The 25577-nt window shown below is 70.3% G+C and carries 26 protein-coding genes and 5 pseudogenes; 13 read left to right on the plus strand and 18 right to left on the minus strand.

Annotated elements, in window-relative coordinates; translation table 11 throughout:
- Positions 1-32: 32 nt before the first annotated feature.
- Together ACIPPS_RS11215 and ACIPPS_RS11220 are read left to right on the plus strand one after the other, a co-directional pair.
- Positions 33-1679 (plus strand): ABC transporter substrate-binding protein, encoded by a 1647-nt coding sequence (locus ACIPPS_RS11215; RefSeq protein ID WP_401429694.1) that lies wholly within the window; start codon positions 33-35, stop codon positions 1677-1679.
- A 29-nt stretch (positions 1680-1708) separates the two neighbouring features.
- On the plus strand, positions 1709-3157 hold the full coding sequence (locus ACIPPS_RS11220) for an amidase (protein WP_401429696.1): 1449 nt from the start codon (positions 1709-1711) through the stop codon (positions 3155-3157).
- 168 nt (positions 3158-3325) lie between these two features.
- Here ACIPPS_RS11220 and ACIPPS_RS11225 read toward each other — a convergent pair whose 3' ends face one another.
- The 6 genes from ACIPPS_RS11225 to ACIPPS_RS11250 all read right to left on the minus strand — a co-directional run bounded on the left by ACIPPS_RS11225 (position 3326) and on the right by ACIPPS_RS11250 (position 9909).
- Positions 3326-4198 (minus strand): SGNH/GDSL hydrolase family protein, encoded by an 873-nt coding sequence (locus ACIPPS_RS11225; protein ID WP_401429698.1) that lies wholly within the window; start codon positions 4196-4198, stop codon positions 3326-3328.
- Between the two features lie 385 nt (positions 4199-4583).
- On the minus strand, positions 4584-5372 hold the full coding sequence (locus tag ACIPPS_RS11230; protein ID WP_401429700.1) for an ABC transporter ATP-binding protein: 789 nt from the start codon (positions 5370-5372) through the stop codon (positions 4584-4586).
- Positions 5365-6369, minus strand: a complete 1005-nt coding sequence (locus tag ACIPPS_RS11235) for an ABC transporter ATP-binding protein (protein WP_401429702.1) — start codon at positions 6367-6369, stop codon at positions 5365-5367. The genes ACIPPS_RS11230 and ACIPPS_RS11235 overlap by 8 nt, the downstream gene beginning before the upstream one ends.
- Positions 6366-7223 (minus strand): ABC transporter permease, encoded by an 858-nt coding sequence (locus tag ACIPPS_RS11240; protein ID WP_401429704.1) that lies wholly within the window; start codon positions 7221-7223, stop codon positions 6366-6368. The genes ACIPPS_RS11235 and ACIPPS_RS11240 overlap by 4 nt, the downstream gene beginning before the upstream one ends.
- Entirely contained in the window at positions 7220-8173 is a 954-nt protein-coding gene (locus tag ACIPPS_RS11245; protein ID WP_401429706.1) for an ABC transporter permease, read from the minus strand. The genes ACIPPS_RS11240 and ACIPPS_RS11245 overlap by 4 nt, the downstream gene beginning before the upstream one ends.
- Positions 8170-9909 (minus strand): CocE/NonD family hydrolase, encoded by a 1740-nt coding sequence (locus ACIPPS_RS11250; protein WP_401431345.1) that lies wholly within the window; start codon positions 9907-9909, stop codon positions 8170-8172. The genes ACIPPS_RS11245 and ACIPPS_RS11250 overlap by 4 nt, the downstream gene beginning before the upstream one ends.
- 162 nt (positions 9910-10071) lie before the next feature.
- On the opposite strand from ACIPPS_RS11250, the gene ACIPPS_RS11255 reads away from it, so the two are divergent.
- The 3 genes from ACIPPS_RS11255 (at position 10072) to ACIPPS_RS11265 (ending at position 12657) form a co-directional block, all read left to right on the plus strand.
- Entirely contained in the window at positions 10072-10638 is a 567-nt protein-coding gene (locus ACIPPS_RS11255; RefSeq protein WP_401429708.1) for a TetR/AcrR family transcriptional regulator, read from the plus strand.
- Positions 10639-10952: 314 nt separating this feature from the next.
- Positions 10953-11861 (plus strand): DUF2268 domain-containing protein, encoded by a 909-nt coding sequence (locus ACIPPS_RS11260; protein WP_401429710.1) that lies wholly within the window; start codon positions 10953-10955, stop codon positions 11859-11861.
- Between the two features lie 28 nt (positions 11862-11889).
- On the plus strand, positions 11890-12657 hold the full coding sequence (locus ACIPPS_RS11265; protein WP_401429712.1) for a MerR family transcriptional regulator: 768 nt from the start codon (positions 11890-11892) through the stop codon (positions 12655-12657).
- A gap of 169 nt (positions 12658-12826) precedes the next feature.
- Here ACIPPS_RS11265 and ACIPPS_RS11270 read toward each other — a convergent pair whose 3' ends face one another.
- Positions 12827-13030, minus strand: coding sequence for a cold-shock protein (locus tag ACIPPS_RS11270; protein WP_401429715.1), 204 nt, complete (start codon positions 13028-13030; stop codon positions 12827-12829).
- Between the two features lie 243 nt (positions 13031-13273).
- Positions 13274-13612: a MerR family transcriptional regulator gene (locus ACIPPS_RS11275; RefSeq protein WP_401429718.1), complete on the minus strand. Its 339-nt coding sequence runs from the start codon at positions 13610-13612 to the stop codon at positions 13274-13276.
- 1045 nt (positions 13613-14657) lie between these two features.
- Between ACIPPS_RS11275 and ACIPPS_RS11280 the strand changes: the two are divergent.
- Positions 14658-15104 (plus strand): annotated as a pseudogene (locus ACIPPS_RS11280) (MerR family transcriptional regulator); the annotation flags it as partial.
- A 161-nt stretch (positions 15105-15265) separates the two neighbouring features.
- Here ACIPPS_RS11280 and ACIPPS_RS11285 read toward each other — a convergent pair.
- From ACIPPS_RS11285 to ACIPPS_RS11300, 4 genes and pseudogenes are all read right to left on the minus strand, one after another.
- Positions 15266-15652: pseudogene (locus ACIPPS_RS11285) on the minus strand (hypothetical protein); the annotation flags it as partial.
- Between the two features lie 19 nt (positions 15653-15671).
- Positions 15672-15911: a hypothetical protein gene (locus tag ACIPPS_RS11290; RefSeq protein ID WP_401431455.1), complete on the minus strand. Its 240-nt coding sequence runs from the start codon at positions 15909-15911 to the stop codon at positions 15672-15674.
- Positions 15908-16147 carry a hypothetical protein gene (locus tag ACIPPS_RS11295; RefSeq protein WP_401429721.1) on the minus strand — a complete coding sequence of 80 codons (240 nt, stop codon included), beginning with the start codon at positions 16145-16147 and terminating at the stop codon, positions 15908-15910. The genes ACIPPS_RS11290 and ACIPPS_RS11295 overlap by 4 nt, the downstream gene beginning before the upstream one ends.
- Positions 16148-16367: 220 nt before the next feature.
- On the minus strand, positions 16368-17765 hold the full coding sequence (locus tag ACIPPS_RS11300; RefSeq protein ID WP_401429723.1) for an FAD-dependent oxidoreductase: 1398 nt from the start codon (positions 17763-17765) through the stop codon (positions 16368-16370).
- Between the two features lie 127 nt (positions 17766-17892).
- Here ACIPPS_RS11300 and ACIPPS_RS11305 point away from each other — a divergent pair, with 127 nt between their 5' ends.
- Positions 17893-18255 carry an ArsR/SmtB family transcription factor gene (locus tag ACIPPS_RS11305; protein ID WP_401429725.1) on the plus strand — a complete coding sequence of 121 codons (363 nt, stop codon included), beginning with the start codon at positions 17893-17895 and terminating at the stop codon, positions 18253-18255.
- Positions 18252-18755 carry a GNAT family N-acetyltransferase gene (locus tag ACIPPS_RS11310; RefSeq protein ID WP_401431347.1) on the plus strand — a complete coding sequence of 168 codons (504 nt, stop codon included), beginning with the start codon at positions 18252-18254 and terminating at the stop codon, positions 18753-18755. The genes ACIPPS_RS11305 and ACIPPS_RS11310 overlap by 4 nt, the downstream gene beginning before the upstream one ends.
- 150 nt (positions 18756-18905) lie before the next feature.
- Here ACIPPS_RS11310 and ACIPPS_RS11315 read toward each other — a convergent pair.
- Positions 18906-19673, minus strand: a pseudogene (locus tag ACIPPS_RS11315) (aquaporin); the annotation flags it as partial.
- 136 nt (positions 19674-19809) lie between these two features.
- Positions 19810-20124, minus strand: coding sequence for an ArsR/SmtB family transcription factor (locus ACIPPS_RS11320; protein ID WP_401429727.1), 315 nt, complete (start codon positions 20122-20124; stop codon positions 19810-19812).
- A 409-nt stretch (positions 20125-20533) separates the two neighbouring features.
- Between ACIPPS_RS11320 and ACIPPS_RS11325 the strand changes: the two genes are divergently transcribed.
- A complete protein-coding gene (locus ACIPPS_RS11325) occupies positions 20534-20944 on the plus strand; it encodes an arsenate reductase ArsC (protein WP_401431350.1) in 411 nt (136 codons plus the stop codon).
- A gap of 247 nt (positions 20945-21191) precedes the next feature.
- Here the strand turns inward: ACIPPS_RS11325 and ACIPPS_RS11330 are convergent, their stop codons facing one another.
- Positions 21192-21359 carry a hypothetical protein gene (locus ACIPPS_RS11330; protein WP_401429729.1) on the minus strand — a complete coding sequence of 56 codons (168 nt, stop codon included), beginning with the start codon at positions 21357-21359 and terminating at the stop codon, positions 21192-21194.
- Between the two features lie 8 nt (positions 21360-21367).
- Here ACIPPS_RS11330 and ACIPPS_RS11335 point away from each other — a divergent pair.
- Positions 21368-21556, plus strand: a pseudogene (locus ACIPPS_RS11335) (transposase); the annotation flags it as partial.
- Between the two features lie 136 nt (positions 21557-21692).
- Here the strand turns inward: ACIPPS_RS11335 and ACIPPS_RS11340 are convergent.
- The 3 genes and pseudogenes from ACIPPS_RS11340 to ACIPPS_RS11350 form a co-directional block, all read right to left on the minus strand.
- Positions 21693-22253 (minus strand): hypothetical protein, encoded by a 561-nt coding sequence (locus tag ACIPPS_RS11340; protein WP_401431458.1) that lies wholly within the window; start codon positions 22251-22253, stop codon positions 21693-21695.
- Positions 22254-22308: 55 nt separating this feature from the next.
- Positions 22309-22541, minus strand: a pseudogene (locus tag ACIPPS_RS11345) (IS5/IS1182 family transposase); the annotation flags it as partial.
- A 103-nt stretch (positions 22542-22644) separates the two neighbouring features.
- Positions 22645-23307 carry a TetR/AcrR family transcriptional regulator gene (locus tag ACIPPS_RS11350; RefSeq protein WP_401429731.1) on the minus strand — a complete coding sequence of 221 codons (663 nt, stop codon included), beginning with the start codon at positions 23305-23307 and terminating at the stop codon, positions 22645-22647.
- A gap of 76 nt (positions 23308-23383) precedes the next feature.
- On the opposite strand from ACIPPS_RS11350, the gene ACIPPS_RS11355 reads away from it, so the two are divergent.
- The 3 genes from ACIPPS_RS11355 to ACIPPS_RS11365 all read left to right on the plus strand — a co-directional run bounded on the left by ACIPPS_RS11355 (position 23384) and on the right by ACIPPS_RS11365 (position 25560).
- Positions 23384-23833: a VOC family protein gene (locus ACIPPS_RS11355; RefSeq protein ID WP_401429733.1), complete on the plus strand. Its 450-nt coding sequence runs from the start codon at positions 23384-23386 to the stop codon at positions 23831-23833.
- A gap of 167 nt (positions 23834-24000) precedes the next feature.
- The gene (locus ACIPPS_RS11360) at positions 24001-24441 is read left to right on the plus strand and encodes a pyridoxamine 5'-phosphate oxidase family protein (RefSeq protein WP_401429735.1); all 441 of its coding nucleotides are present in this window, start codon (positions 24001-24003) and stop codon (positions 24439-24441) included.
- Between the two features lie 669 nt (positions 24442-25110).
- Positions 25111-25560, plus strand: a complete 450-nt coding sequence (locus ACIPPS_RS11365) for a hypothetical protein (RefSeq protein ID WP_401429737.1) — start codon at positions 25111-25113, stop codon at positions 25558-25560.
- Positions 25561-25577 lie beyond the last annotated feature (17 nt).

The raw sequence follows: 25577 nt of genomic DNA on the forward strand, positions 1-25577 counted from the left end.
CTCCTCACTCCTCTCGGCAAGGAGCATCAGCTATGGCTGCGAAGAAAAAGGTGCTGACGGTGCTCACGAGCTTGGGACTGCTGGCCGCCACGGCCTGCACCAGCTCGTCCGACGGAACCGGCACCACCTCCAAGCCCGGACGTCTGACCACCACCACGGCGCCCGGAACCGCCGAAGTGGACCGGGTCACCTGGGCGCTGCCCTACGGTGAACCGACGACGCTCGACCCCGCGAAGATCGGCGACTACTCGCCCCAGACGGTCGAAGCCAACCTCTGCGACACCCTGACCCGGATGAACGCGGACTTCTCCCTGAGCCCCGGCCTCGCCCAGAAGGTCACGTGGACCGACGACCACACCCTTGTCCTCGACCTCCGCCCCGGTGTCACCTTCTGGGACGGCTCGGCCATGACCCCCGCCGACGTGATCCACAGCCTGGAACGACAGCGGGACCCCAGGACGCAGGCCCTGTACGGGAACTACCTGGCCGCCGTGACCTCGATCAAGGCCACCGGGCCCCACCAGGTGACCCTCGGCACCAAGGGGTACGACCAGACGCTCCCCAAGGCGCTCTCCACGTCGTTCGGCGCGGTCAACCAGAAGGCCTACACCGAGAAGGCCGGCCCCGCCTACGGGACGGCCAAGGGCGGCCTCATGTGTACGGGGCCGTTCACGCTGGGTTCCTGGAAGTCCGGCAACGGCATCACCCTGGAACGTAACGACGCCTATTGGGACACCGGACTCAAGCCGAAGGCGAAGCAGGTCGAGTTCCAGTTCATCACCAACAACAACACACTCACCAGCGCGCTGCTGTCCGGCGAGGTGGACGGCACCTACGAGCTGCCGCCCAGCAGCGCCACCGCGCTCGGCAAGGCCGGCAACGGCGCCGTGCACCTCGGCCCGTCGACCCAGAACGTGCTGCTGATCCCCGCCGACGCCGAGTCGCCCGCGGCCGACCGCAAGCTCCTGGACGCCCTGTCCCTGGTCATCGACCGCGAGGCGCTGATCAGGAACGTCTTCGGCGGCGCCGCCACCACCCTGAAGTCGCTCGTCCCCCCGCTGACCTGGCGCGGGGACAAGGCCGCCGCTCAGTTCGACGCCGCCTACGCCGCACTGCCCGACGTCCCGAAGCCGGACGCGGAGAAGGCGAAGAAGCTGGTCGCGCAGGCCCGCCCCCTCGCGCGTACCCTGGTGGCCGCCATCCCCGCGGGTGACCAGCGCGGACTGCAGGCGCTGACGTTCATCCAGGCCGCGGCCAAGAGGATCGGCGTCGAAATCGAGATCAAGCAGCTCCAGCCCACCGAGATGTCCTCGCTCTTCTACGACCCCGCGGTCCGCGAGGGCCTCGACCTCATCCTCACCTTCGGTTACGTCACGATGCCCGACCCGTCGTCCTACGTGGCCGAGAGCGTCACCCCCCGCGGTCTCTTCAACTGGACGGGCTACGACAACCCCGAGGTGACCCGGCTGCTCGACCGGGCCCGCACCTCCTCCGACCCCGAGGCTTCGGCCGAGGCGTACGCCGAGGCCCAGGCGCTGTTCACCCCCACCACCCCGGCGGTGTTCCTGGCCACCACGCACGAGCGGATGTTCATGAACCAGCGCATCAGCGGCGCGCCGACCTCCTTCGCGTACATGGGCATGCCGTGGGCCGCCTACCTCGGCGGCACCGACAAGTGACCGCCACCCCTTCGAACCAGGAGACGACGATGACCGACACCACCAGCGGCACGCCGTTGTGGGACCACTCGGCCGCCGAACTGGCCGCCGGCATCCGTGCGAAGACGTTCTCCGCGACCGAGGTCGCCCAGGCGTTCCTCGCCCGCGTCGACGAGACCAACCCGGCGCTCAACGCCCTCGTGGACATCCGGCCCGAGGAAGCGCTCGCCCAGGCCGCGGCAGCCGACGCCGCGGTCGCAGTCGGCGGGGAACTCCCCCCGCTGCTCGGCGTCCCGGTGTCCACCAAGATCAACACCTCGCAGCGCGGATACGCCAGCTCCCACGGCGTCCCCGCCTGGGCCGGCGCTGTCGCCCAGGACGACGCCGTCTGCATCGCCGGCCTCCGCGACGCCGGGGCGACGCTGATGGGCCGCAGCAACAGTCCGGCCTTCGCCGTGCGCTGGTTCACCGGCAACGACCTGCACGGCACGACCCTCAACCCGTGGAACCCCGGCCACACTCCGGGCGGCTCCTCCGGCGGCGCCGCCGCGTCGGTCGCCGCCGGCATGACCCCCCTCGCGCAGGGCAACGACATCGGCGGTTCCGTCCGCTTCCCCGCGTACTGCTGCGGCGCCGTCGGCCTGCGTCCCACCATGGGGCTCGTCTCCGGGGTGGAGCCGCGCGGCGCGGAGGAGTTCGACAGCCCGCTCTCCTTCCAGACCATGGCGGTCCACGGCGCGCTGGGCTGGACCGTCGACGACGTCCGGCTCGGCCTGCACGCCATGGTGAGCCCGGATCTGACCGACCCCGTGGGCCTCCCCGTACGCCCGCCGCTGGGCGAGCCCGGTCGGGTCAAGGTGGCGATCGTCCGCGACGCCACAGGCCTGAAGCCGCATCCCGGCGTCGACGCCGCCATCGACGACGCTGCCCGCTGGCTCAGCGAGGCCGGCCACGAGGTGGAGGAGGTCGAACTTCCCCTCCTCGGCGAGGCCGCCCGGCTGTGGTCGCTCCTGCTCTACCAGGAGCTGAAGACCATGATGTCCGAGATCGAGCGGTTCGGCGACGACACCGTACGCGTCTCGCTCGCCGCCTCGTTCACCGCCGCCGCGGAGACCTGGGGCGAGCAGCCCACCCTCACCGACTACATCAGGGGCTACGCCCGCCGCGGCACCCTCATCAGCCGCCTCCAGCAGTTCCTGGGCCAGGACCGGATCGTCCTGACGCCGGTCTGCGCCGAGCCGCCGTTCGAGCAGGACGCCGACCTCGCCGGCGACGTCCGGGTGAGCGAACTCCTGGCGGCGCAATGGCCGATGCAGGCGGTCCCGGTGCTCGGTTTCCCCGCCGTCTCCGTGCCCACCGGACTGCGCGACGGGCTGCCCTCCGGCGTGCAGCTGATCGGCGGCCGCTTCCAGGAGGACCTGCTGCTGCACGTCGCCACGGCGATCGAGGCCCGCGCCACGCGTACCAGGCCGACCCTCTCCTGGGCGCAGGCCGGCTGACCGCCCACCCCGGCCCTTCGACGGCGTGCCCCGGCGGTCCGCAGTGACCGCCGGGGCACGCCGTTTCCTTCTCTTCCCCTCCCGCGCACAGCCTCCAGGAGTCCTGCCATGTCCCTGTTCGACCCCGCGCCCGCGCGGTGCCGCGGGCCGACGAGGGTCGCTCGCCGGTCAGCCGGCGGCGGCGAGTACGGCGTCGGCCATCGCCCGTTCACCCGCCGCGTTGGGGTGGAAGGGCGCCGCGGCGTTGGTGATGAGCGGCTCCATCCAGCGGGTTCCGGCCGGCTTGCAGATGTCGTGGCCGATGGACTTGGTGTAGGTGTCCACGTAGACGGCTCCGCGCGCGGCGGCCTGGGTGGCGATCATGGTGTTGAGACGCTTGTGGGTGTCCCGCAGCCAGGGAGCGTCCCCCTTGGCGATCGTCGCGACCCAGGGGCAGTTGGTGCCGTTGTCGGGAAGGATCGCCGGGTAGCCGGTGACCAGGATCCTGGCCTGCGGGGCGCGTTGACGGATGCCGTCGATGGTGGCGGCGATCTTGGGAGCGGTGGCGGCGACGGTGGCGGCGAGCTGGTCGGTGCCCGTCCAGGTGTAGCTGTTCTTGCAGGGCGAGCCGCCGAGGTTGAACGCCCCGAGCGTCACGCAGCGGACGATGATGTCGGCGAAGCCGACGTCGTTGCCGCCGATGGTGAGGGTGACCAGGTCCGTGTCGGCGCTCAGCGCGTCGAGCTGCGGTGGCGCGGACGCGTTCTGAGCGGAGGTCATGTGCACCGTGGTGGCGCCTCCGCAGGTGACGTCCTTGTGGACGGCGGGGGCGAGCGCGGCGTTCACCAGAGCGGGATAGTTACGGCCCGAACGCATGCAGTCGGCATCGACCTGGTCCGGTACGCCGGCTCCCGACGCGAAGGAGTCGCCCAGGGCCACGTAACGGTCGGGCGCGGTGCCGGCGGCCGCGGCGGGGCCGGCGCCGAGGCCGGCGGCGGTGGCCAGGGCAGCGGTGACGGCGGCGGCGGTGCGGGCGCGACGGCTCGATGGAACGGATCGCATGGCGATGTGCCTCTCGTGACGGAGTGAGGGGGGCGGGCGCCTTCTGGCCGCCGGGGAGGGCCAGTCGGCGCGCCGGGCCGGCGGCAGGACGTTCCCGTACGTCTGCCGACGGAAGTTCGAGGGCACTGCGCGCAGTGTTACCGGTCGGTCGTACTCGCTCGTAATATGTGGCCGATGTGACGGGGCGTCAAGGTGTTGGACATCAGGAGGCGTCCGCAACCGTGTCGGCGGCGGACGCGATTGCCGACTCGTCGCGTGCGGAACGCACTTGGGGAGCCGTCTCTCCAGCAGCTGTGACTCAGGTGAAGCACGAGGAAGACGTCTGCCCCGCTCCCCCGCCGGGACAGACGTCTTCGTTCGGTGGGCCGCGTGGCGTGCGCACACGTCAGGCGGCGGCCTTGTCCGCCCTTCTCCGCGGCTTCCAGCCCGGCTTCGGGAGGGAGGCGATGAGACGTCGGGTGTAGGGGTCCTGAGGATCGCCGAGGACCGTCGCGACAGGGCCGTGCTCGACGACTCTGCCCGTCTGCATCACGAGGACGTCGTCGCTGATGTGCCGGACGGCGCCGAGGTCGTGGGTGATGAACAGCAGGGCGGTGCCGGTGTCCGTCCGGATGCGGGTGAGCAGGGTAAGGATCTGTGCCTGGATGGAGACGTCCAGGGCGGCGATGGCCTCGTCCAGGATCAGTACCCGTGGTTCGGCGGCCAGGGCGCGGGCGATGGCGACGCGCTGGCGCTGTCCGCCGGAGAGCGCCTTGGGCAGGGAGCGTGCCTGCCGGTCGTCCAGGCCCACCATGTCGAGGAGTTCGGCCACCCGGGCGCGCAGCCGGTCCGCCGGCAGGTCCTTGTGCAGACCGACCGCCTCTGCGACGGCGTCCCCGACGCGCTGGCGACGGTCGAGGGAGGAGTAGGGGTCCTGGAAGACCATCTGGATCTGGCGGCCGCGGGCGCGGCGCTCGCGTGACCGCAGCCGGCCGGCCCTGCGCTCGTCGCCGGCGACGACGACGTGTCCGCCGGTGGGCGTCTCGAGTCCGGCGATCATGCGAGCGGTGGTCGTCTTACCCGACCCCGACTCGCCGACGATGGCCAGGGACCCCTGCTCCGGGAGCGAGAACGCCACGTCGTCCACGGCGACGAAGTCACCGAACTCCTTACGGAGGTTGCGTACCTCAAGCATGGCGGGCGGCCTCCTCGGGGGTGAGCGTGTGGGGGAAGTGGCAGGCCGCCGAGGCGTCACCGTCGGAGCTCGGCTGTGGCCGGTCGCTTCGGCACAGGTCCTGAACGTGGGGGCATCGGTCGCTGAAGGCGCATCCGTCGGGTGCTTCGAAGCCGGACAGGGGCCTTCCGGGAATCGAGCGGAGCTCCGCGCCGACATCGGAGAGCGGAGGGCGGGAGGCGAGCAGGGCGCGCGTGTAGGGATGGGCGGCGCGCCCGCGCAGGCGGTCGGCGGGCAGCTCCTCCACGGTCATTCCCGCGTACATCACCACGACCCGGTCGCACACGGCTGCGGCGAGTTCCAGGTCGTGGGTGATGAAGAGCATGGCGAGTCCGCGGGCTTCACGGGCTTCCCCGATGATGGCCATGACCTCTTCCTGGGTGGTCACGTCGAGGGCGGTGGTCGGCTCGTCGGCGAGGAGCAGGCGGGGTTCGGCGGCCAGCGCGGCGGCGATCATGACGCGTTGGAGGAGGCCGCCCGAGAGTTCGTGCGGCCGTTGGCGCATGCGCCGGTCGGCATCGGCGATACCGACCTCGCGCAGGATCCCGGTGACCTTCTTGACCGCTTCGGCTGCTGGGACACGGCGCGTGGTGGTCAGTCCTTCGATCAGGAAGTCGCCGACGCCGCGGGCGGGGTTGATGTGGGCGCGGGGGTCCTGGAACACCATGGCGACCTCTCGCGCGCGGAAGGCGCGCAGGCGCTCGGGCGTCATCCGCGGGACGGACTCCCCGTCGAACAGGATGTCCCCTCGGATCCGGGCGTTCTCGGGCAGCAGTCCCATGACGGAGCGAGCCGTCAGGGACTTGCCGGAACCGGATTCGCCGACCAGGGCGACGGCCGCGCCGTCGGGGATGGTGACGTCGGCGCGGTGGATGACGGTGCGCGGTGCTCCGTCGAGGGGCAGGTCGACGCCGAGCGCGTCGATCTGGAGCAGGGGTGGTGTGCTCATGGTGCTCATGCGTTCTCTCCGAGCAGACGTCGGGACAGCCCCGTCCCCAGCAGGTTGAACGCGACGACGACGACGAGGATGGCGATGCCGGCGTACAGCGACTGCTGCGGCTGGCCGGCGAGGATGGAGGGGGCTCCGTGGGACACCATCAGGCCCCATTCCGGGTCCGGGGGCCGGCTGCCGAGGCCGAGGAAGGAGATCGCGGCGACGTCGAGCAGGGCGTAGCCGAAGCCGATGGTGGCCTGGACAAGGACGAGGGGTAGCAGGTTCGGCAGGAGGTGCCTCAGCCAGATGCGGACGGTGGGCGCGCCAAGGAGCTGGAGCGCCGACACGTACGGCAGGTTGCGCTCCTTGATCGCGGCCGAGCGTACGACGCGGGTGATCAGGGGGAGATAGGCGATCGACAGGGCCACGATCGGTGCGGTGAGCCCGGCGCCGAAGACCGCGGCGACGAGGACGGCCATGATGAGCCCCGGAAAGCCGAAGACGATGTCGAGGGCCCCGGAGACGAACCGGTCCAGCCCACCTCCGAACCAGGCGGCTGTCAGCGCGAGGAGGGTACCGAGCGTGGTGGACGCGGCGATGATGACGGCGGGGGCGGCAAGGCTGGCGCGGGTTCCGACGATCAGCCGGGACAGCAGATCGCGTCCGGTGTCGTCCGTCCCGAGAAGGTGGCTGGCGGACGGTCCGGCGTTCACGTTCAGCGGGTCGACGGCGGTCGGGTCGTGCGGGGCCAGCAGCGGCCCGAGTACGGCCAGGAGGACGAACAGGGCGACGACACATCCCGCGCCGAGCGTGAGGTGGTCGCGTGGGCGTCCGGTCCGCCGCTTGGGCACGGCGCGGGTGAGCAGGGCGGTCGTCATCGGGCTGCCCCCTTCTGTGCGGTTCTGGGGTCGAAGGCGGCGCTGATGAGGTCCACGGTGGTGTTGATGACGACGAAGACGATCACGAAGATCAGCGACACCGCCTGGACCACGGCCATGTCCTGCTTGGACGCGGCCTCGATCATCAGGGCTCCGAGCCCTCCGGTGCCGAACGCCTGCTCGGCGACGGCCGCGGTGGCGATGAGTCCGGCGATGCCGACGCCGGAGACGGCGAAGACGGGTCCGGAGGCGTTGTGCAGCACGTGTCGCCTGATGACCGTGCGTTCGGGGACGCCGCGGCTGCGGGCGGTCTCCACGTGCTCGGAGCGCAACTCCGCGCGGACGGCGGTCCGGGTCACCTGGGCGACGTAACCGATCCAGCTCAGCGCCAGCGCGACAGCCGGAAGCGTCAGGTGCGTCAGGGTGCCGGTGAAGCCCGCGCCGGAGCCGTAGACGGGGAACCACGGGAGCTGGACGGCGAAGAGCCAGATGAGCAGGACCGCCATGACGAAGGTCGGTACCGCCATCGCACCCGCCGTCAGGGTCGTGGCCAGCGTCTCCGTAAGTCCGCCGCGCAGGGCGGTGACCGTGCCGATGAGAGCGCCGCCGCCAAGGACGAGGACGGAGGCGTAGGCGACGAGTGCCAGAGTGTCGCCGGCGCGAGCGCCGATGAGGCCGGCGACGGAGTCGCGGTAGACGAGGGACGTGCCGAAGTCTCCCTGAAGGAAGTTGCTCAGCCAGTGCCAGTAGCCCTGGACGAACGGATCATCCAGGTGGTACTCGCGGTGGATCTGCGCCAGTACGGCGGGGTCGGGATTCCGGCTGCCCCCGACGAGCAGCGTGGCGGGGTCCCCGGGGGTGAGGAACATCGCGCCGTAGATCGCCAGGCTGGAGGCGAGCACGGTCAGGATGAGCATGCCCAGCCTGACCACGACGAATCGGAGACTCATTTCGGACCGCCTCCTTCACGGCGCCGTTCGACGGCGGGGTGGTGCGCTCCTGCGCCGCTTGCCGGAGTCGTACGGGGGAATTGTCGCAGAGGGAGCATGGGCCCTCCTGGGTGCAGAGGCTGTTCGCCGCTTTCGGGCAGGACGGTCAGACACAGACGGGAGGGGTGAGCGGTGCCGGTCCGGAGCTTCTGCAGACTCGCCTTGGGAGCGGTCGTCCGCCACGGACTCTCCAGGGAGCCGGAGTTGGGCAGGTGGTTCGGGAAGTCGCTGCCGGCGATCATCAGCGCGAGGTGATGGCCAGGGCGCACCCGGTAGCCGGTGTGGCCCAGGGCGATGTCGAACTCGCCCGGCCTGTCGGCCTGGGCGCAGCCACGCACGATGAGCCGTGCCGTGCCGTCCGGGGCCAGGTCGAGGAGCCGTACGAATACGTCGAACGTGGGGGCCGTGCTCTCCACGTGCAGCACCGCGTGGACGGGGCCGGCGAGGTCGAGTGGCCGGTCGGAGGCGGGGCCGGTGAACACGAGCACGTCGTCCCGGTCGAGTGTGCGGCGCTCGTCGACGTGGTCCCGCAGCTGCAGGAAGGTGTCTGCCGCGGCCGACGGTACGAGATCGTCGGGGTCGTACCTCCACTCCCCCGCTTCCGATGTGTCGCCCGTACGCCGGGCCAGCTTTCCACCGGGAACCGTGCCGGTCGCCGCGACCGGATCCGCCAGGTACAGCTCGATGGCCGTGGCTTCCGGCGGCGGCCAGGTGGCCGCGGTGCGCCAGCCCTCGTGACCGAGCTTCCAGCGGACCCGGGGCAGGGAGTCGGGATGGACGAGGCCCTTCAGGAAAATGTCGAAGAACTCGATCGCGGGGCCGGTAGAGGAGTCCAGCATGCGTGCGAGGGCGGCGTCGCCGGCCAGGTGGTCGGTCTCCGGGGTCGCCGGGGCGTCCTCGAGGAAGTAGTTCTCGTGGTCGATGGTGTCGGCGATCAGGTACTGGACGGCCGCCCAGCCGGGACGCTTGGCCAGTTCGGTGTAGTCGCGCATGTGGGCGATGCCGAGGTTGTCGAACCATCCCACGCAGTGCAGCACGGGCACGGGTCGGGCGTCGTAGGGGTGCGGACCGTTGTACGGGTCGAGGGGGATGCCGCCGACGATGAGGTCGAAGCCGGCCGAGCGCTTCCCGATCGCGGTGAACGCCTCCTCGTAGGCGGCGATGATCGGACGCCTGGTGAGATCGACGTCGAACTCGTGGATGTCGTTGTCCGTCCACACCTGCGCCTGGTAGGTGGTGCCTTCCAGCCACAGGGGCTGTCGCCCGGAGCCTGAGTCGTAGGTGGCGATGCCAGGGGCGTTCGTGGTGCTGGTCACCCGGGGGACGATGGCGCGCAGGGCGGGGTGCTGGCTGGAGACGGCGGACCACTGGGTGAAGCCGTAGTACGAGTCGCCGAACATGCCCACGGTCCCGTCGGACCAGGGCTGGCGGGTGATCCATTCGATGGTGTCGTGGCCGTCGTCGACCTCTCCGGTCCAGCCCAGCGTCCGCCCCTGCGAGCGGAATTTGCCCCGGACGTCCTGGACCACGACGACGTAGCCGTGTGCCGTGAACCTGTCCGCGATCTTGTCGAAGAACGCGTACCGACTGTTCTTGTCATAGGGCAGGCGGGCCAGGATCGTCGGCGCAGGCGCCGCCCCCTGGTCGGCGCCGTACACGTCGGTGGCCAGCTGCACTCCGTCACGCACGCGCACCATGTGCTGCCGCGCGCACGGAGGGACGGGTTCCGGTGTGACGCGTCGGACGGCAAGGCTCATGAAGCCCCTCCAGGGAAGGAAACTTTTAGATAACAACGTGATATAACAGCGTTGCATCTAGGTGCGTTCAACGTCAACCCCCCTCTGAGCTAGGTTGATTCCATGCCGATCGACGTCGACGAAGTCCAGCGCCGCAAGGCAATCGCCCAGGCGACCCTCGCCGTCGCCGCCCGGGACGGCGCGCGCGCCATCACCATCCGCGCCGTGGCCAAGGAACTCGGCGGATCCACGGCGATGGTCACCAACTACGTGCCGACCCGTACCGCGCTGATCACCAACGCCGTACGTGCGGCCGAATCACGGTGGCGGGCCGACCTGGACGCCCACCTGGGCGACCTGTCCGGCGCGGACCGGCTGCGCGCCACGGTGGAGTGGCACCTGAGCACGGAACCCGAGGACCTGCTGCTCCGCACGCTCTGGGTGGAGATGCTCTCGTCGGCCCACTCCGACCCCGCCGGCGTCGACCGCCAGGAACCGCGTGAAGCACGCGAGGAGTTCCTCGAGGCGTCCACCGCCGCGGGAGTACCGGACGCCGGCCTCGCCGCCGACGTCCTCTCCCTCCTGACCCGCGGCTACTACATCTCCACCGTGGAAGAGCCCACCTACTGGACACCGGAGCGCGCGAGCCGCGTCGCCAGAGCCGTCGTGGACGCCCTCATGGATGCCTGAACGGCACGCACCGACGACCAGCACGAACACCAGTCGTCCCTGGCTGATCTGCCACCCCGTTGATCACCTGCCGGTGATCCCGCCACGGCCGCCCTCGGCCATCAACCCCCGGCCTCGGCGCCGGTGCGACACATGGCCGAGGCCCGCCGCGGACGCGACGGCGAGGCCCAGGTCGGGCGCTCGCGCGGTGGGTTCACCACCGAGCCGTACCTGACCGTCGAGCAGGGCCAAAGCCCGTGTCGACCGTGATGACGGCCGGGCAGCGCGGGAAGTGATTGACCTTGTCGTAGGGGCAATGTTTACGGTCGAGCGTCATGACCATCTCAGTGATTGACAGCGCCTCGTCGATGGCGCGTGTTCTGGATGCGCCCCCCGGGGAGCGTGTCGACCTCGTACGACAGATGTGGGCGCCGATGGCGGGGATGTACCATTTCGCCCCTGGTGGGGTCGACATGGCCACCATGCACCGGCAGAACTTCGGGTTCGACTGGGAGAAGCCGACCGATCGGATCCGCGAAGGTCTGGATGCCTTGATCGCGGCCGACGCGTGGACGCGCATCGCGAGGGCCCTTGACGATGGAGTCACCGCCTTGAAGTCCGCCGCCCCCGGCACGGCGGTTTGCGACCTGAACGTTTTGCTCGTCCTGGGCGATCCCACCGACAAGCACTTTCTCGACGAGGCGCAAGGCCTCTCGGGGTTCGGCGGCATCAGCGGCTACATCGCCCTCACCGTCTGGCCCACCCCGCGTGTCCTCGACCGACTCGAGGCCATCGCGATTCACGAGCTCCACCACAACGTGCGCTACTCCCCGGGCGGCATCGTGTGGGACCCCATGACGGTGACCGTCGGGGAGCACGTCGTGTCCGAGGGTCTGGCGGATGTGTTCGCCGCGGAACTGCACGGCGAGGCGGGCTACACCCACTTCGTCAGCGAGGAAACCCGCACCGACGACACCGTGCTGGCGAAGGTGACGACCGGGCTCGACGTCATCGGGATGCAGAACTTCGCTGCGTGGGTCCTCGGTGACCCCACGGCGCGCCTGCTCGGGGCAACGCCCGTCGGGCTACCGATGGGAGCCGGCTACGCGGCGGGCGCTCGGATCGTCCAGGCATATCTCGAGACCACCGGAAGCACGGCGGCGCAGAACGTTCGCACTCCCGCAGCCGACATCCTTCGCACCGCTCTGCCGGAACTCGGCTTCACGCCCGCCGAGGGAGACTGAGCACCACATCGAACGACGGGAGCCAGCGATGGAGTGGACGGTGCACCAGCTTGCCGAGCGCGCCGGCATCAGCGGCCGCACCCTGCGCCACTACCACCGGATCAGGCTGCTCGAACCCGACCGCGTCGGGTCCAACGGCTACCGCTACTACGGACCCGATGCGGTCGCACGCCTGCAACGCATCCTCCTGCTGCGCGACACGGGCATGCCGCTGGCCGATATCGCCGCAGCGCTCGACGCGCCCGAGTCACCCACCGCGGAAGTCGCAGCACTCCAGGCCCACCTGGAGCGGCTGGCTGCGGACCGCGAGGCCCTGGACCGGCGTATCAGTGCGGTCGAGCACACGCTGGCGATGCGTCGTCAGGGCCGCGCGCCACAGATGGATGTGATGCTCGACGGCTTCAACGACCGCTACGAGGACGAGGTCGTCCAACGATGGGGACGCGCGGCCTTCGACGCCTCCAACCGGTGGTGGCACGGCAAGTCCATCCGCCAGCAACGTGACTGGAAGACCAACACGGAACGTCTCCTGGCCCGCTGGCGCGAACTGCAGGAGGAAGGCCGCGAGCCCGACTCCGTGGCCGCCCAACAGCACGCGTCCGTACACATGGCCTGGTTCGCCGACATCCCCGGAACCCCCACCCACGCCGGGGACGCAGAACGATCCGCCGCGATGGTCCGAGGCGTGGCCCAGCAGTACGAGACCAACCCCGACTTCCACCAGACGTTCGGCAGCCGAGCAGCCGCGCACTTCGCGGCGACCTCGCTACGCATCCACGTGCAGCGTCTGTCCTGACCATGGCCGCGGTGGTCTCGGGACTGGACTGGGAGCCGGCCCACGTGATGGGCGCCCCGGTGTGACTCTCGACGGGGCCGGGATGACCCTGGTCCTTCCGGGTGAGAGAAGGGGCCCCGATTCCGTCGTCCGGATCGGGGCCCCTGTCCTCACGGTGGAGTGGTGAAGGTCAGGCCAGGCTGATGTTCTCCGCCTGGGGGCCCTTCTGGCCCTGGGTGACGTCGAACGTCACGGTCTGGCCTTCCTGGAGCTCACGGAAGCCGGTGGAGTTGATCGCCGAGTAGTGGGCGAAGACGTCCGGGCCGCCGCCGTCCTGGGCGATGAAGCCGAAGCCCTTCTCCGCGTTGAACCACTTCACAGTTCCTGTAGCCATGTCTCATGCCTTCCAGTCGATGAACGCCTCCCGCACGATGCGGGAGACGGAGGTGATCGCCCTGGTTCCTGCGGCACGCACAGCAAAAAAGCCCACGCCGACGGCATGGGCAAAGGGAAGATCCGAACCACGACAGCTAACGGGGACGGTACACGGTCGCACCCTCTGTCACCACAGGAAACGCTTCATGCCTCGCACTCTGCCATGTGTGCGCGGGGGTCGACCGGTGTCCGGCGCATGGTCTCAGGCCGCGGCCGGTGGCTTTGCCGATTCGATGGCGCGGCGGTAATCGGCGTTGACGCGCTGGGCTTCTTCGAGCTGGTCCTCGAGGATGATGATGCGGCAGGCGGCCTCGATGGGGGTGCCCTGGTCGACGAGTTCGCGGGCGCGGGCGGCGATGCGCAGCTGGTAGCGGGAGTAGCGGCGGTGTCCGCCGGCGGAGCGGAGCGGGGTGATGAGGCGGGCCTCGCCGATGGCGCGCAGGAAGCTCTGCGTGGTGCCGAGCATGTCAGCGGCCCGGCCCATCGTGTAGGCGGGGTAGTCGTCGTCCTCGAGACGCCCGCGTGTGTCGTCTGCTGTCATCTGCACCTCTCTGTAACGCATGGAGGGGCCCTGGTGCCGTACGGCACCAGGGCCCCGAAGGAACTACTACACCACCTGCCGGCCCTGATACTGCGCCGGCCTTCTGTGTCCGCGCGCCCAACCTGACTGCTGCCGGGGCTGCGGGGATCGCGGTTGCGTGACCGGGGACCACCTCACTGACGATGTCCTGCGGTACCCGGGCTCAGACTTCCGCCCGGGCGATCCTGACGGCGCTTCGTTCCTCCGCTTCTTCCCTCGGTGATCAACTACCTACCAAACGGGAACTGCATACTGCTGGTACCGCCGGTGATGCTGGTACTGCCTCCTGCTGGTGATGCGAACTGCTCCGTGGCCTGTGACAGCGCCACGCTTCGGCAGCCAGCCCCGTCGCCCATCCTGCGTCTGCTCCGGCTTAGAACCCCACTGCCGAACTTCCCCACTGCGCGCGCCCGCAGCCGACGCCTTCACCAGGGGTACTGCACTGACTTCACTGCTGGGTACTGCCACTGCGGTACTGGCGGCCCCTGATCACCGCGGGCCACCCGGTCCGGTCGTCAGCCCCGTCGCCGTCCCGCAACAACCCTGGCTTCGAAACTCCACCACCGCACCGTCCTGCGAACTGCAACTGCGTGTACTGCTGCCCGGCAGTTCATCTCTGCCAGGCCCTGCGGTCCTTCTGGGTTACGTGAGAAACCATAGCCCCGCCGCCCCTCAATGTCTACTGCGGCCGAGATAGATTTTCGTGTGTTCGAGGGGGTGGTAATCGCCTTCGAACAGTGAGGGTACGGGGGCCCAGCCGGACTTAGGGCCCCGGCGTGGGCACAAGCCCCGGACAGAAGACAGCAGGACATCGACGGACACCGGGGGGCCAGATGGACAGCATGAGCGTCACCGCAACCCTCCGCCGTGCTCCTCGTCGTTTCGGAGCTCGTCACCAACGCCCTGCGCCACGGCGGCGGCACCTGCACCCTGGACACGGCACCTGGGCCGGGGTGGACGCCGCCGTCCTGGGCGATGTGGACGCGGCCGGGGGCGGGCGCTGCTCATGGGGGCGGCGGCGACCATCGGGGCGAGCCGCCCCCAGGTGCCGGCGCCGACTCGGGCGAGGATGTCGGGCGTGACCGCCCGGACACTGCGCCACTACGACGAGACCGGTCTCCTGCCGCCGGCCCGGATCGGCGCCAACGGCCACCGCCACTACGAGGAGCACCAGCTTCTGCTGCTTCAGCAGATCCTCGTACTGCGGGCGCTGGGCGTCGGGCTACCGCAGATCGGCCGGATCCTCGCAGCGCAGGTCGACGAGGTGGACGCCCTCCGGAGCCACCACCAGCGGCTGCTCGCGGAGCGCGACCGGCTCGATGCCCTGGCCGACACCGTCTCCCGCACCATCGCCGAACTGGAGCAGTCCAGGAAGGACGGCAACCTCATGACCGTCAACCGCCCGGAGAACCTCTTCGAGGGCGTCCAGCCCTCCCAGTACGCGAATCACCTCGACGGCCACTGTCGCGGCCCGCATCATCTCCCTGGAGGACGTGCCGGTCCTAGAGGTGGCCGCGGCCCTCGGGGTCACCGAAGAAGGTCGCCGGCTCGCGGCTGTCGCACTACGCGTACCTGCGCTGACACGACCGGACGACCCCTGCGGTGTGCGGGCGGTCAGCTCGCTTTCCGGTAGCCGACGGTCGGGCCGGCGACCCGGGTGTCGTAGCGCTGGTTGAGCCGGTCGATGACGGGTTCCGGGCGGAGTCGGTTCTCGCGGGCGTGGTCGAGGGAGAGCTGGGTGCCCTTGCCCTCTACGGCCGGGACGAGATCCTCGGCGGTCAGGGTGATGCGGCGGATCCTCGCACGCTGGAAGGCGAGCGCGTCCAGGAGCCGGAGTGCACCGGTGCGCGGGTCGTCGGTGTGAGCGGAGGACTGAGGCAGGCGGCGGGTGCGCTGAACGGTGGAGTGGTCCGCCAGCCGCACGGCCAGCGTCATACCGCGAGTGACCTGGGCGCAGCCGCGGAGTCGTGCGGCGAGGGTGACGGCCGCGTCCAGGAGCGCGGCCCGTACGACGGCGGGGTCAAGGACGTCGCGGTCGAACCCTGTGCCGGCGCTGGTGGACCACGCACCGGTCCCCGGTCCACGCGGACGCGGTGGCGGCGCTCGCCCAGGTGTCGGCGACCCCGATGTGGACGTCGACGCCGACCTGGACCAGCGCACGCTTCCTGAACCGGTGCGCGAGCCGGCCGGCGTCCATGGCGAAGAACCGTAGGGCGCCCTTCACCTGGGCGAGCGCGGCGAGCGGCGGCAGGGTGTTCATGCCGCGCCCGCTCCGTGACGCTGTTCGGTGCGGACCAGGTGCAGCAGCTCGGGGCGTCCGGCGGCGGGAGCGGGCCGGTCCCAGTAGGGGTGGAAGACGATCCGGGCCGACAGCCGGATGAGCCGGCGCCGCAGGACGGTCGTACGGACCGTGCCAGGGCGTGCGAGCTCGGCGTACGCGTGGGCCCAAGCGGTTTGGGCGGCGACGAGATCGTCGGGGAAGGTGTGGTGCCTCATGAACCCAGTAGAGCATGTGTTCGAATAACTCCGCACACCCTGGATTCGCCCCGGAGCGCTAGCAGCAGGAAGGAGGGGCTCCGCACCGCCTCTTGCGGCGTCGAGTCACATCAGTGGATGCGGGCGGGCCAACGCCACGGAGCGGCGCGGGCAGGACGGCGGGGCCGCGACCGGATCCCCGTCCCGGTCGCGGTCCCGTCCGTGAGGGTGTTGAGGTCGGTCACGAGCCGCAGGAAGGTGCCGGGGTCGTGATGCCGAGCTGGATCAGGGCCGGCGAGGGCGCGCAGCAGCCACCGCCGTCGGCGGCCTCGCTGGTCTCCGGCTGATCGAAGAGGCCGGCGCCGCCGCACACCCCGGTCTCGGGCAGGACGAGTTCGACGCGCTCGGCGGACTCGTTGTCGCCCGCGATGGCGGCGGCGACGGAGCGGACCTGCTCGTAGCCGGTCAGGGCGAGGAACGTGGGCGCACGGCCGTAGGACTTCATGCCGACCAGGTACAGGCCCTGCTCGGGGTGGGAGAGTTCCTTCACGCCGTGGGGATAGACGGTGCCGCAGGAGTGCTGGTTGGGGTCGATCAGCGGGGCGAGCCCCACCGGGGCCTGGAGGCGCTCGTCGAGACCGAGGCGGAGCTCGTCGAGGAACGACAGGTCCGGGCGGAAGCCGGTGAGGACGATGACCTCGTCGACCGGGTCGAGCCGGCGGCCGTCCTCGGCCACGAGGACCAGACGGTCACCGATGCGCTCGAACGCCTCCGTACGGAAGCCGGTCACGGCGTCGGCGTGGCCCTCGTCCACCGCCGCCTTCGCGGCAAGACCCAGTGCGCCGCGGGCGGGGAGCTGGTCGGCCGTACCTCCGCCGAAGGTGGAGCCGGAGATGCCCCGGCGCAGGATCCACACGGCCTTCGCCCCCGCGCCGTCCTCCGCCCTGGCCAGCTCCGCGAGGGAGGCAAGGGCGGTGAAGGCGGAGGCGCCGGAGCCGATGACGGCGGTGCGCTTGCCCGCGTATCGGGATCGGACGGACGGGTCCCCCAGCTCGGGGAGGCGGTAGGTGACGCGGTCGGCGGCGGCCTTCTCGCCGAGGGCGGTGAGGCCGGACGCTCCGGCCGGGCTCGGGGTGGACCATGTTCCGGAGGCGTCGATCACCGCGCGGGCGAACAGCCGCTCCTCGCGGCCGGCGGCGTAGGCGACGTGGACGACGAGCGGCTGGGCCTCGCGTTCGGCGTCCACGACGCGGTCGCGGCCGGCGCGCGAGACGCCGGTGACCGTGGCGCCGGTGCGGACGCGGTCGCCGAGGACATCGGCGAGCGGCTCCAGGTACTCCTCCGCCCAGTCGCCGCCCGACGGGTAGGTCTTGGCGTCGGGCTTCACCCATCCGGTGGGGGCCAGAAGCTTCTCGGCGGCCGGGTCGGTCACCTCTCCCCACGTGGAGAAGAGACGGACGTGCGCCCACTCGCGTACCGCCGCACCAGCCGCCGGTCCGGCCTCCAGAACCAGCGGTTCGAGACCGCGCTCGACGAGGTGGGCGGCGGCGGCCAGGCCGGCGGGCCCGGCGCCGATGACCACGACGGGCAGCTGGTCGGTGGCGGTGGTGTTCACGAGGCATCCCCTTTGTTTCGACATCTGTCGATCCCTTGCGTTGCCAAGGGTGGCATTTGGATCGACACTCGTCAACATAGACATTCATCGAAATGGATCGCCTTCTCGGGCACCCCTGGGCGCCTGCTTCGACATGTGTCAACATAGATGCATGTCGAATGTCACCGCGCTGCCGCTCCTTGAGCCTGAGGTCGCCCCCTGCTGCCCGCCGCTCACCGAGCGCCCGCTGAACGCCGAGGAGGCCGAGCGGACCGCGAAGATGTTCAAGGCCCTCGGCGATCCGGTCCGGCTGCGCCTGTTCTCGGCGGTCGCCTCGCACGAGGGCGGCGAGGCGTGCGTCTGCGACATCTCCGACGTCGGGGTCTCGCAGCCGACCGTCTCCCATCACCTGAAGAAGCTGAAGGAGGCCGGGCTGCTCTCCTCCGAGCGGCGGGGGACCTGGGTCTACTACCGCGCCGAGCCCGCCGTCCTCGCCGCCTTGGGCGCGCTCCTCACCAAGGCGGTCGCCGAATGACCGTCGCGGCCACCGTCGTCGTGCCTCTGACCGCCGCACACGCCGAGGAAGTCGTCGCGATCTACCGGGCGGGCATCGACGAGGGCAACGCCACCTTCGAGACCGCCGCCCCTACCTGGGAGCAGTTCGACGCGGCCAAGCTGCCCGAGCACCGCTTCGCCGCCCTCGACGAGACCGGGCGTGTCCTTGGCTGGGTCGCCGCCACGAGGGTCTCCGACCGGTGCGCGTATGACGGCGTCGTCGAGCACTCCGTCTACATCCACCCCGACGCCCGGGGCCAGGGCATCGCTTCCGCCCTGCTCACGGCGCTCATCGAGTCCACCGAGACGGCCGGGATCTGGACCATCCAGTCCGGGATCTTCCCCGAGAACGCCGGAAGCCTGGCCGTGCACGAGCGGGCCGGGTTCCGGGTGATCGGCACCCGCGAGCGCATCGGCCGCCATCACGGCGTCTGGCGTGACGTCGTGCTGGTCGAGCGGCGCAGCCCCGTCATCTCCTGACGGTCGCCGCGCCAGGCCGGTTTCCGTGCCAGTGGGTCTGAGGGTGAGGGCGTGATGATCTGCGACACCGAGTGGACACACTGCGAGCTCGCTCGTTCCCGGAACTGACCGAGTTGTACCGGCCGTACGACCCGCTCGTGGCGCGGGAGCCTCGCTGCCGGCCTTGCCACGCATGAAGATCACAGCGACCAGGGCCAGGCCGACGGTCGCGCCGATCAGTTGCATGCCGACGAATGCCGGGACCGAGGCGGGGGCGATGCCCGCGAAGGTGTCGGTGAAGGCCCGGCCGACGGTCACCGCCGGGTTCGCGAACGAGGTCGACGAGGTGAACCAGTAGGCCGCGCCGATGTACGAGGCGACGGCCACGGGTGCGAGGCGGAGCCGGTCGGTGCGGGCCAGGCCGAAGATCAGCAGGATCAGGCCGGCCGTCGCCACGACCTCGCCGAGGAGGAGGTTGCCGGCCGAGCGGTCGTGCGTGGACCACTTCACCAGCGGCTCGCCGAACATCGCGTCAGCCAGGATCGCGCCGAGGATCGCGCCGGCGGTCTGGGAGGGGACGTAGACGGCGAGTTCGCGGGCGTTCACGCCCGCACCGCCGCGGCGAGCGGTCCACCACTCGGCCAGGGTGACGGCCGGGTTGAAGTGCGCGCCGGAGACCGGCCCGAGGAGGGCGATGAGAACGCCGAGGCCGAAGACGGTGGCGGTGGAGTTGGCGAGGAGCTGCAGTGCCACGTCGTCGGTGAGCTCGGTGGCCTGAATGCCCGAGCCGACGACGATCGCCACCAGGGCAGCGGTGCCGACGAGTTCGGCGGCGGCCCGGGCGGCGAGCGGGGTGCGGGGCGGGGTGGCGCCGGGCGCGGGCTGCGGCGACGCGTCGGTGGCTATGGCGTCGCTCGCAGCGGGCTCGGTGGCGGTCACAGGCTGGGTCTCCTCGACAGGTGAGGCACAGGGGCAGGCAGGTGAGGCACAGGGGGCAGGCAGGTCAGGGGCGCAGGGGGCAGGCGAGTCAGGGGCGCAGGGGGCAGGCGAGTCAGGGGCGCAGGGGGCAGGCAGGTCAGGGGCAGGAACGCTTGAAGTTCGCCTCGGCGGTCAGGCGCGCGGTCTGCGCGAGGGCGGCGAACTGCCCGGCGAGCTGCTCGATGACGTCCGGCCTGAGCCGGTAGTAGGTGAACCTGCCGCACGGCTCGGTCTCCACCACTTCCGCCTCACGCAGCACTCTCAGATGGTTGGAGAGGTTGGTCTGCTTGGCACCCGTCTCCTCCACGAGGTGGGTGGTGCAGAGCGTCTCGCGAGCGAGCAGGGTCACGATCTGGAGGCGCAGGGGATCACCCAGAACCCGGATCAGATCAGTATCGACTGACGTCATCATGTGCTGATACTGTCACATCATCCTGAGCTGATACCAGCCTGGGCTGACCTCTTCGAACCCGGGGGGTTCCCACCATGGCCAAGTCCTCGCACCCGGCCCTTCTTGACGAACGTCGCGCGGCCGGTGGCGCCCGCCTCGGCCCCAGCCGCTGACCGACGTGGTCATCCAGGCCGTCGGCATCGTGATCATCGTGGGCTACGGCAACGCCTGCACCGTGGTGCCCGGCCACCGCTACTTGGACCAGCCCGTCCCGGACCCCGACGGCACCCGGATCGCGGTCGTGCGATCCATCCGCGACGCATCGACGCATCAACGCATCGACTCCGGATCACCACCCTGCTGGACACCTGCCCACCGCCTGAAGCTCCGACAGCCGCACCAGGCTCCATCCCTGCCCGAGGAAGAACCGATGACCACCGCGCCGCTCACCTCCGTGCTCTTCGTCTGCGTCCACAACGCCGGTCGCTCCCAGATGGCCGCCGGATTCCTCAACCACCTGGCCGGCGACCGTATCGAGGTCCGCTCCGCGGGTTCGATCCCCGGTGATCAGGTCAACCCGGCCGCCGTCGAGGCCATGGCCGAGGCCGGCGTCGACATCTCCGGCCAGAAGCCGAAGGTCCTGACGACCGAGGCGGTCCAGGCGTCGGACTATGTCATCACCATGGGCTGCGGCGACGCCTGCCCGATCTTCCCGGGCAAGAAGTACCTGGACTGGGCCCTGGAGGACCCGGCCGGTCAGGGCGTTGAGGCCGTCCGCCCGATCCGTGACGAGATCAAGGTCCTGATCGAGAGCCTGATCGCCGAGATCGACGCGAAGTAGGAGGCGTAACCGACGCGGCCGAAGCCACCACGACCACGTCCGCGAGGTCACCGTCACAGGCTTCGGCCCGCCGGACACACCGTCGCCCTCTCCACGGCCGGCGCCCAGCTCAAGCCGCTGCTGTTCGGTCTCGATTTCGCGGTCGGCGTGGCCGACCGGGTGACCGCGCCCGAGCGCCGGAGTGCCGGAGTGAGCGACAGGTGCGGGTTCTGGCGCTTGACCAGCCCGGCGCATGGGAATGGGCGGCTCAGCCGGGTTGGTCGGTGGGCTCTGTCGTCCGGCGGGTTACCGCGAGGCTGGCGAGGAGCTTGAGGTGATCTCCGGAGGTACTGCCGGGTTCGGCGGTGTAGAGGCTCAGGTCGTGTACGGCTCGCTGCGAAACGGGCAGGTCCTCGGACTGGTAGGTCAACTCCATGGGGCCGACCTCGGGGTGTTCTCGGCGTGGACGATTTCGCGTTCCGAAAGGGACGCACCTACGGAACAGTGCTCCTCGACGTCGAATCCGGCCGTCCCGTCGCTCTCCTCCCGGACCGCGCCGCGGACACCCTCGCCGCCTGGCTCACGGAGCATCCTGGAGTCGAGATCGTCTGCCGAGATCGATACAGCGCGTTCAAACGGTGCGGGTCCCGATCCTTCTGCTGACGTCGGCGCGGCTGCAGAGTCTGCGTTCTCGGCCCGCCCCGGGGTGCGAACGCCCGGAGTGGATGTGGAAAACGTCGCCGACAAGTGAGTGCGGCCCGCTGCCGTCTCAGAGGCCGGCGGCGCGGACGTGGTCGGCTGAAAGATGTAGTTCGTAGGGGCAGCAGCAGTCGGAGCAGAGCGTGGCGACGAGGGTTCCGCAGGCGCACAGCTGGTTCATTCCGCCGGTCGGGGTCGCTCCGCAGCAAGCGGAGGACGCGTGCTGAAGCTCCAGACCATGGGCGTCGTCCGGGTTGATGACGATGTTGCCTCGCGGGCCTTGCGACACGAGCCACTGCCCGTGCTCGTTGCTGATCGTCCCGTAGCGCGGCATCGCCGGCGCAGGCGCCTCGGAGACCACCAGGGGCGCGCCGTACGGCTCCGTCTCGATGGCATAGCAGCCTGACGGCACAGTCGGCGGCGACGGACCAGGCTCCTCGGCGTCCCACCACTCGTAGTACGGCGCCTCGGGAACCGCGGGCAGTCGAGTGAGGGGGCCCGTCAGAGGGGCTTCACATGTCACGCAAACGAAGACCACCGCTTTGACCCCTGCGGCGCCCTCGGTAGCGGGGGCGCGGTGCTTGGGCGCCGCCCTGCCGGTGCCCTGATCCTGGTCTCGTCGGTCGTACATGCGCCTGACCGTACGCGGCGTGCCGCCTGGGCTCTGCAGCCACCCCGTCAGGGGTGAGCAGGCCGGTGACGGCGGCGACGGATGCATGGGCGATGTCGACGGATATCCCGAACCCGGCCGCGATGCGAGCGAGGGCGTCGTGGCGGCGCTGGTACACCAGAGCGACGCGCGCACGCTGGCGTGGCGGGAACTTGCGCCGCCGGGCCACCCCTCGCGGGTGACGGCGAGCGTCGTGACCTACTCGACTAGAGCGTGAGGGAGGTCGAGGGCGGCAGGGCAGGGAACCAACAGGGCTCCTCTGCCGGTGGGTTGAGACGTCGAACACCTGCCTCAACGGCACGGGGGCCTTATGCGTCGCGGCCCGTACCTCGATCTCACCGGCGTCACCCGATCAGTGGCCACGCTGCTCCGATGGCGTGGGCTGCGGACGCGGCGGCGCGGTCGGCGGGCGTCGGTGCGGAGTGTGCAGGCCGGTCAGGAGCCTGTCGAGTGCCTGCTCAGCGGCGCGCAGATCTCCGCCGCGCGCGATCCAGAGCGCCGCCTCATTCATCGCCCCCGAGAGCAGCCTGGCCAGGGGCTCCACCGGCTGGTCGGCGATGGTCCCGGTAGCGGCGAGCGCGGCGAGGGCCTCGGTGAGGTGGCGAGCGGAATGCTCCTCGTCCAGCGCCCGCCACTCGTCCCAGTCCAGCACGGACGGCGCGTCGACCAACAGGATCTGTCGCACCGCCGGGTCGGTTCCCGCGGCCAGGAAGGCCCGGCAACCGGCACGGAGCTGCTCCCAGGGGTCCTTGTGCCGCTCGGCTGCGGTCGCGACGCACTCGCCCAGTTCTTGCTGGACCTCCGCAAGGACGGCCCGGAAGAGCCCCGCCTTGCTGTCGAAGTGGTGGTATGCGGCCCCTTTGGTGACCCCGGCGCCCCGCGCCACGTCGGCCAGAACCACGTGGTGGTACCCGTCTGCGGCGAACCGCCGCTGCCCTTCGGCCAGCAGCGCCTGCCGCGTGGCCTCCCGCTGCTCCGCCCGGCTGACCGCCATCGCGCGCACCACCCTTCCCATTTCGCGTACCGAGGGTATGCTAACGCCACGATTCACGTACCCAAGGTATGCGAAAGTGAAAGTGGGGGACCTTGCCATGACAGAGGGACGGACGACGATGCCCGTGACCAAGCTCAGCGGTTTCTACCCGGTGCTCGCCACCCGGGACGTGGCGGCCGCCCGCGACTTCTACACCCGCCACCTCGGGTTCGAGGTCACCTTCGAGGCGGACTGGTACGTCAGCCTGCGCCGCCCGGACACCCCGCAGTACGAGCTGGCCCTCCTCGACCACGCGCACCCCACAGTGCCGACGGGCCACCGGGTCGCGCTCCAGGGCGGCTTGCTGCTGAACTTCGAAGTGGAGGACGTCGACGCCGAGTACCAGCGGCTCGTGGCAGAGGGCCGTCTGCCCGAAGTACTGCCCCTGCGTACCGAGGAGTTCGGCCAGCGCCACTTCATCGTCGCCGCCCCCGACGGCGTGCTGATCGACATCATCACTGTCGTCCCGCCCAGCGAGGAATACGCAGCCCAGTACACCGACGCCTGACTCGGGCGCCGGATCAGAGCATCGCGGTCAGAACCCTCCGCCGCCGCCCCTCCCACGGGCTGCCCGCCCGCCGCAGGACCCGCCCGCCCTGCGGCCCGGTACCGCCGACCGGCACACCGGCTACCGCCATGCCATAGACGCCCTCGGACTACGTAAGGTTCAGCCCCATGAGTGAAGACACCGCCACCGAAATCGCCGGCGGCACCACCAGGAACGACGGCCCGGCCCCCCGCGCACTCACCGCACAAGAGCTCTCCCAGTTGCTGCGACAGCAGCAGTTCGGCGTACTCGCGAGCGTCAGGAGCAGCGGCCACCCACACCTGTCGACCGTCCTCTACGACTGGGACGCCGAGGAACGCGTCGTGCGCGTCTCATCCACTGCGGACCGCCTCAAAGTCCGTCAGCTGAGACGTAACCCCCACACCTCGCTCCATGTCAGCGGACCGGACATCTGGTCGTTCGCGGTAGCCGAAGGCGAGGCGGAAATAGTGGACTCGGCCGACGACGCGGGCCCCGGCGAGAAGCCGCTGCCCGATCGGCGCGTGGTGATCCTGATCAGGGTCTCCCGCCTGTACGGAACCGCCCTGGACATCCCTGCCCAAGACTGAGGAACCAGCGGGTACGCCCGACGGCACGGCTGAGGCCCGCGGGCACCACCAGGAGGGGTCCCGTCGTGGCGCTGGTACTGGCCTGGTGTTCCTGCCGACTCGTGAGGCTGGGGGCTACCCTCGACCGATTGGCCACTGCTCATCGAGGGTTACGTATGGCGTCGAGAAAACGCACACTTCTCTGGTCGCTCATAGGAATTCTTGTCGTTCCTACCCGAACTCCAGTGAGCGCTTCATTCCACCTCCGCGCAGGCACTGCGAGGCGGTCCGACCGAAGGCGGGGACGACCCGCGGGCCAGGGCGAGGGAGGGCCTCGCAGCTCAGCTGCCCGGGCGAGGGGGGTTCACTGGGCAAATCGGCCGCTCACACCACGCGGTTGCACCTCGGGCTTGGGCACGTCGAGGGCGGAGCCACCCGACAGGGTTGCGCCGCCCTCGCTACGTCATGCGGCAATCGTGAGGTGAAGCGCCGCGTACACGCCTAGCATCGGACTCATCCTGACCAGCCCAGGATCGTCCGGGGGAGAACAAGATGTCGATGCGTCACGCTCATTTCCGCCGGTCAGTGATCGCTGCGGTGCTTCTCGCGGGATCTGTGTCCTGTGCTTCTGACTCGTCGGAGCCCGGTTCCGACGCTGAGGGGCGGCCGAAGGCGAAGGCGCCGACGAGCGTGGCCGGCTCGACGGGGTGCCCGGACTCCGATGTGCTGGAATCTGTCCTTGGCGGACCGGCGTTCGAGCTGGCGAGCCATCAGGCGTGGAGGGACGGCGGTTGGCACTGCCGGTACGAGCCTGCGGCGCGCCATCCGCTCGGCTTCCGCCTCGACGTGTTCGCCCGGGCGAAGGACGCCACCATGGGCAAGCCCGGGGTCGCGTCCGGCTACGGCGCGTTGCCCGAGTTCGGCCAGGCCGCCGCGTTCCACACCAGCTGTCCTGACGACCCGGGCACCGGCCGTCTGAGTGCCCACTTCGCCCGCGGCGGAGGACAAGCCAACACGCAGGAAATCGTCTTCGAGTCGGCCGGCGACCTGGTCAACGACTGCAGCCGTCAGCTCTCCCTGATGAAAGCCCTGGTCAAGGTGTTCCACGAGCACCAGATCGATCCGCCGATTGCGGGCTGAAGGCTCGTAGCTACCCT

The sequence above is a fragment of the Streptomyces sp. NPDC090127 genome, assembly GCF_044746945.1.
Classification (GTDB): domain Bacteria; phylum Actinomycetota; class Actinomycetes; order Streptomycetales; family Streptomycetaceae; genus Streptomyces.

Excerpts from the sequence above, each read along its gene's own strand:
- ACIPPS_RS11215 (WP_401429694.1), top strand. The coding sequence starts at position 33 with ATGGCTGCGAAGAAAAAGGTGCTGACGGTGCTCACGAGCTTGGGACTG.
- ACIPPS_RS11220 (WP_401429696.1), top strand. The coding sequence starts at position 1,709 with ATGACCGACACCACCAGCGGCACGCCGTTGTGGGACCACTCGGCCGCC.
- ACIPPS_RS11225 (WP_401429698.1), bottom strand. The coding sequence starts at position 4,198 with ATGCGATCCGTTCCATCGAGCCGTCGCGCCCGCACCGCCGCCGCCGTC.
- ACIPPS_RS11230 (WP_401429700.1), bottom strand. The coding sequence starts at position 5,372 with ATGCTTGAGGTACGCAACCTCCGTAAGGAGTTCGGTGACTTCGTCGCC.
- ACIPPS_RS11235 (WP_401429702.1), bottom strand. The coding sequence starts at position 6,369 with ATGAGCACCATGAGCACACCACCCCTGCTCCAGATCGACGCGCTCGGC.
- ACIPPS_RS11240 (WP_401429704.1), bottom strand. The coding sequence starts at position 7,223 with ATGACGACCGCCCTGCTCACCCGCGCCGTGCCCAAGCGGCGGACCGGA.
- ACIPPS_RS11245 (WP_401429706.1), bottom strand. The coding sequence starts at position 8,173 with ATGAGTCTCCGATTCGTCGTGGTCAGGCTGGGCATGCTCATCCTGACC.
- ACIPPS_RS11250 (WP_401431345.1), bottom strand. The coding sequence starts at position 9,909 with ATGGTGCGCGTGCGTGACGGAGTGCAGCTGGCCACCGACGTGTACGGC.
- ACIPPS_RS11255 (WP_401429708.1), top strand. The coding sequence starts at position 10,072 with ATGCCGATCGACGTCGACGAAGTCCAGCGCCGCAAGGCAATCGCCCAG.
- ACIPPS_RS11260 (WP_401429710.1), top strand. The coding sequence starts at position 10,953 with ATGACCATCTCAGTGATTGACAGCGCCTCGTCGATGGCGCGTGTTCTG.
- ACIPPS_RS11265 (WP_401429712.1), top strand. The coding sequence starts at position 11,890 with ATGGAGTGGACGGTGCACCAGCTTGCCGAGCGCGCCGGCATCAGCGGC.
- ACIPPS_RS11270 (WP_401429715.1), bottom strand. The coding sequence starts at position 13,030 with ATGGCTACAGGAACTGTGAAGTGGTTCAACGCGGAGAAGGGCTTCGGC.
- ACIPPS_RS11275 (WP_401429718.1), bottom strand. The coding sequence starts at position 13,612 with ATGACAGCAGACGACACACGCGGGCGTCTCGAGGACGACGACTACCCC.
- ACIPPS_RS11290 (WP_401431455.1), bottom strand. The coding sequence starts at position 15,911 with ATGAACACCCTGCCGCCGCTCGCCGCGCTCGCCCAGGTGAAGGGCGCC.
- ACIPPS_RS11295 (WP_401429721.1), bottom strand. The coding sequence starts at position 16,147 with ATGAGGCACCACACCTTCCCCGACGATCTCGTCGCCGCCCAAACCGCT.
- ACIPPS_RS11300 (WP_401429723.1), bottom strand. The coding sequence starts at position 17,765 with ATGTCGAAACAAAGGGGATGCCTCGTGAACACCACCGCCACCGACCAG.
- ACIPPS_RS11305 (WP_401429725.1), top strand. The coding sequence starts at position 17,893 with ATGTCGAATGTCACCGCGCTGCCGCTCCTTGAGCCTGAGGTCGCCCCC.
- ACIPPS_RS11310 (WP_401431347.1), top strand. The coding sequence starts at position 18,252 with ATGACCGTCGCGGCCACCGTCGTCGTGCCTCTGACCGCCGCACACGCC.
- ACIPPS_RS11320 (WP_401429727.1), bottom strand. The coding sequence starts at position 20,124 with ATGATGACGTCAGTCGATACTGATCTGATCCGGGTTCTGGGTGATCCC.
- ACIPPS_RS11325 (WP_401431350.1), top strand. The coding sequence starts at position 20,534 with ATGACCACCGCGCCGCTCACCTCCGTGCTCTTCGTCTGCGTCCACAAC.
- ACIPPS_RS11330 (WP_401429729.1), bottom strand. The coding sequence starts at position 21,359 with ATGGAGTTGACCTACCAGTCCGAGGACCTGCCCGTTTCGCAGCGAGCC.
- ACIPPS_RS11340 (WP_401431458.1), bottom strand. The coding sequence starts at position 22,253 with ATGTACGACCGACGAGACCAGGATCAGGGCACCGGCAGGGCGGCGCCC.
- ACIPPS_RS11350 (WP_401429731.1), bottom strand. The coding sequence starts at position 23,307 with ATGGGAAGGGTGGTGCGCGCGATGGCGGTCAGCCGGGCGGAGCAGCGG.
- ACIPPS_RS11355 (WP_401429733.1), top strand. The coding sequence starts at position 23,384 with ATGACAGAGGGACGGACGACGATGCCCGTGACCAAGCTCAGCGGTTTC.
- ACIPPS_RS11360 (WP_401429735.1), top strand. The coding sequence starts at position 24,001 with ATGAGTGAAGACACCGCCACCGAAATCGCCGGCGGCACCACCAGGAAC.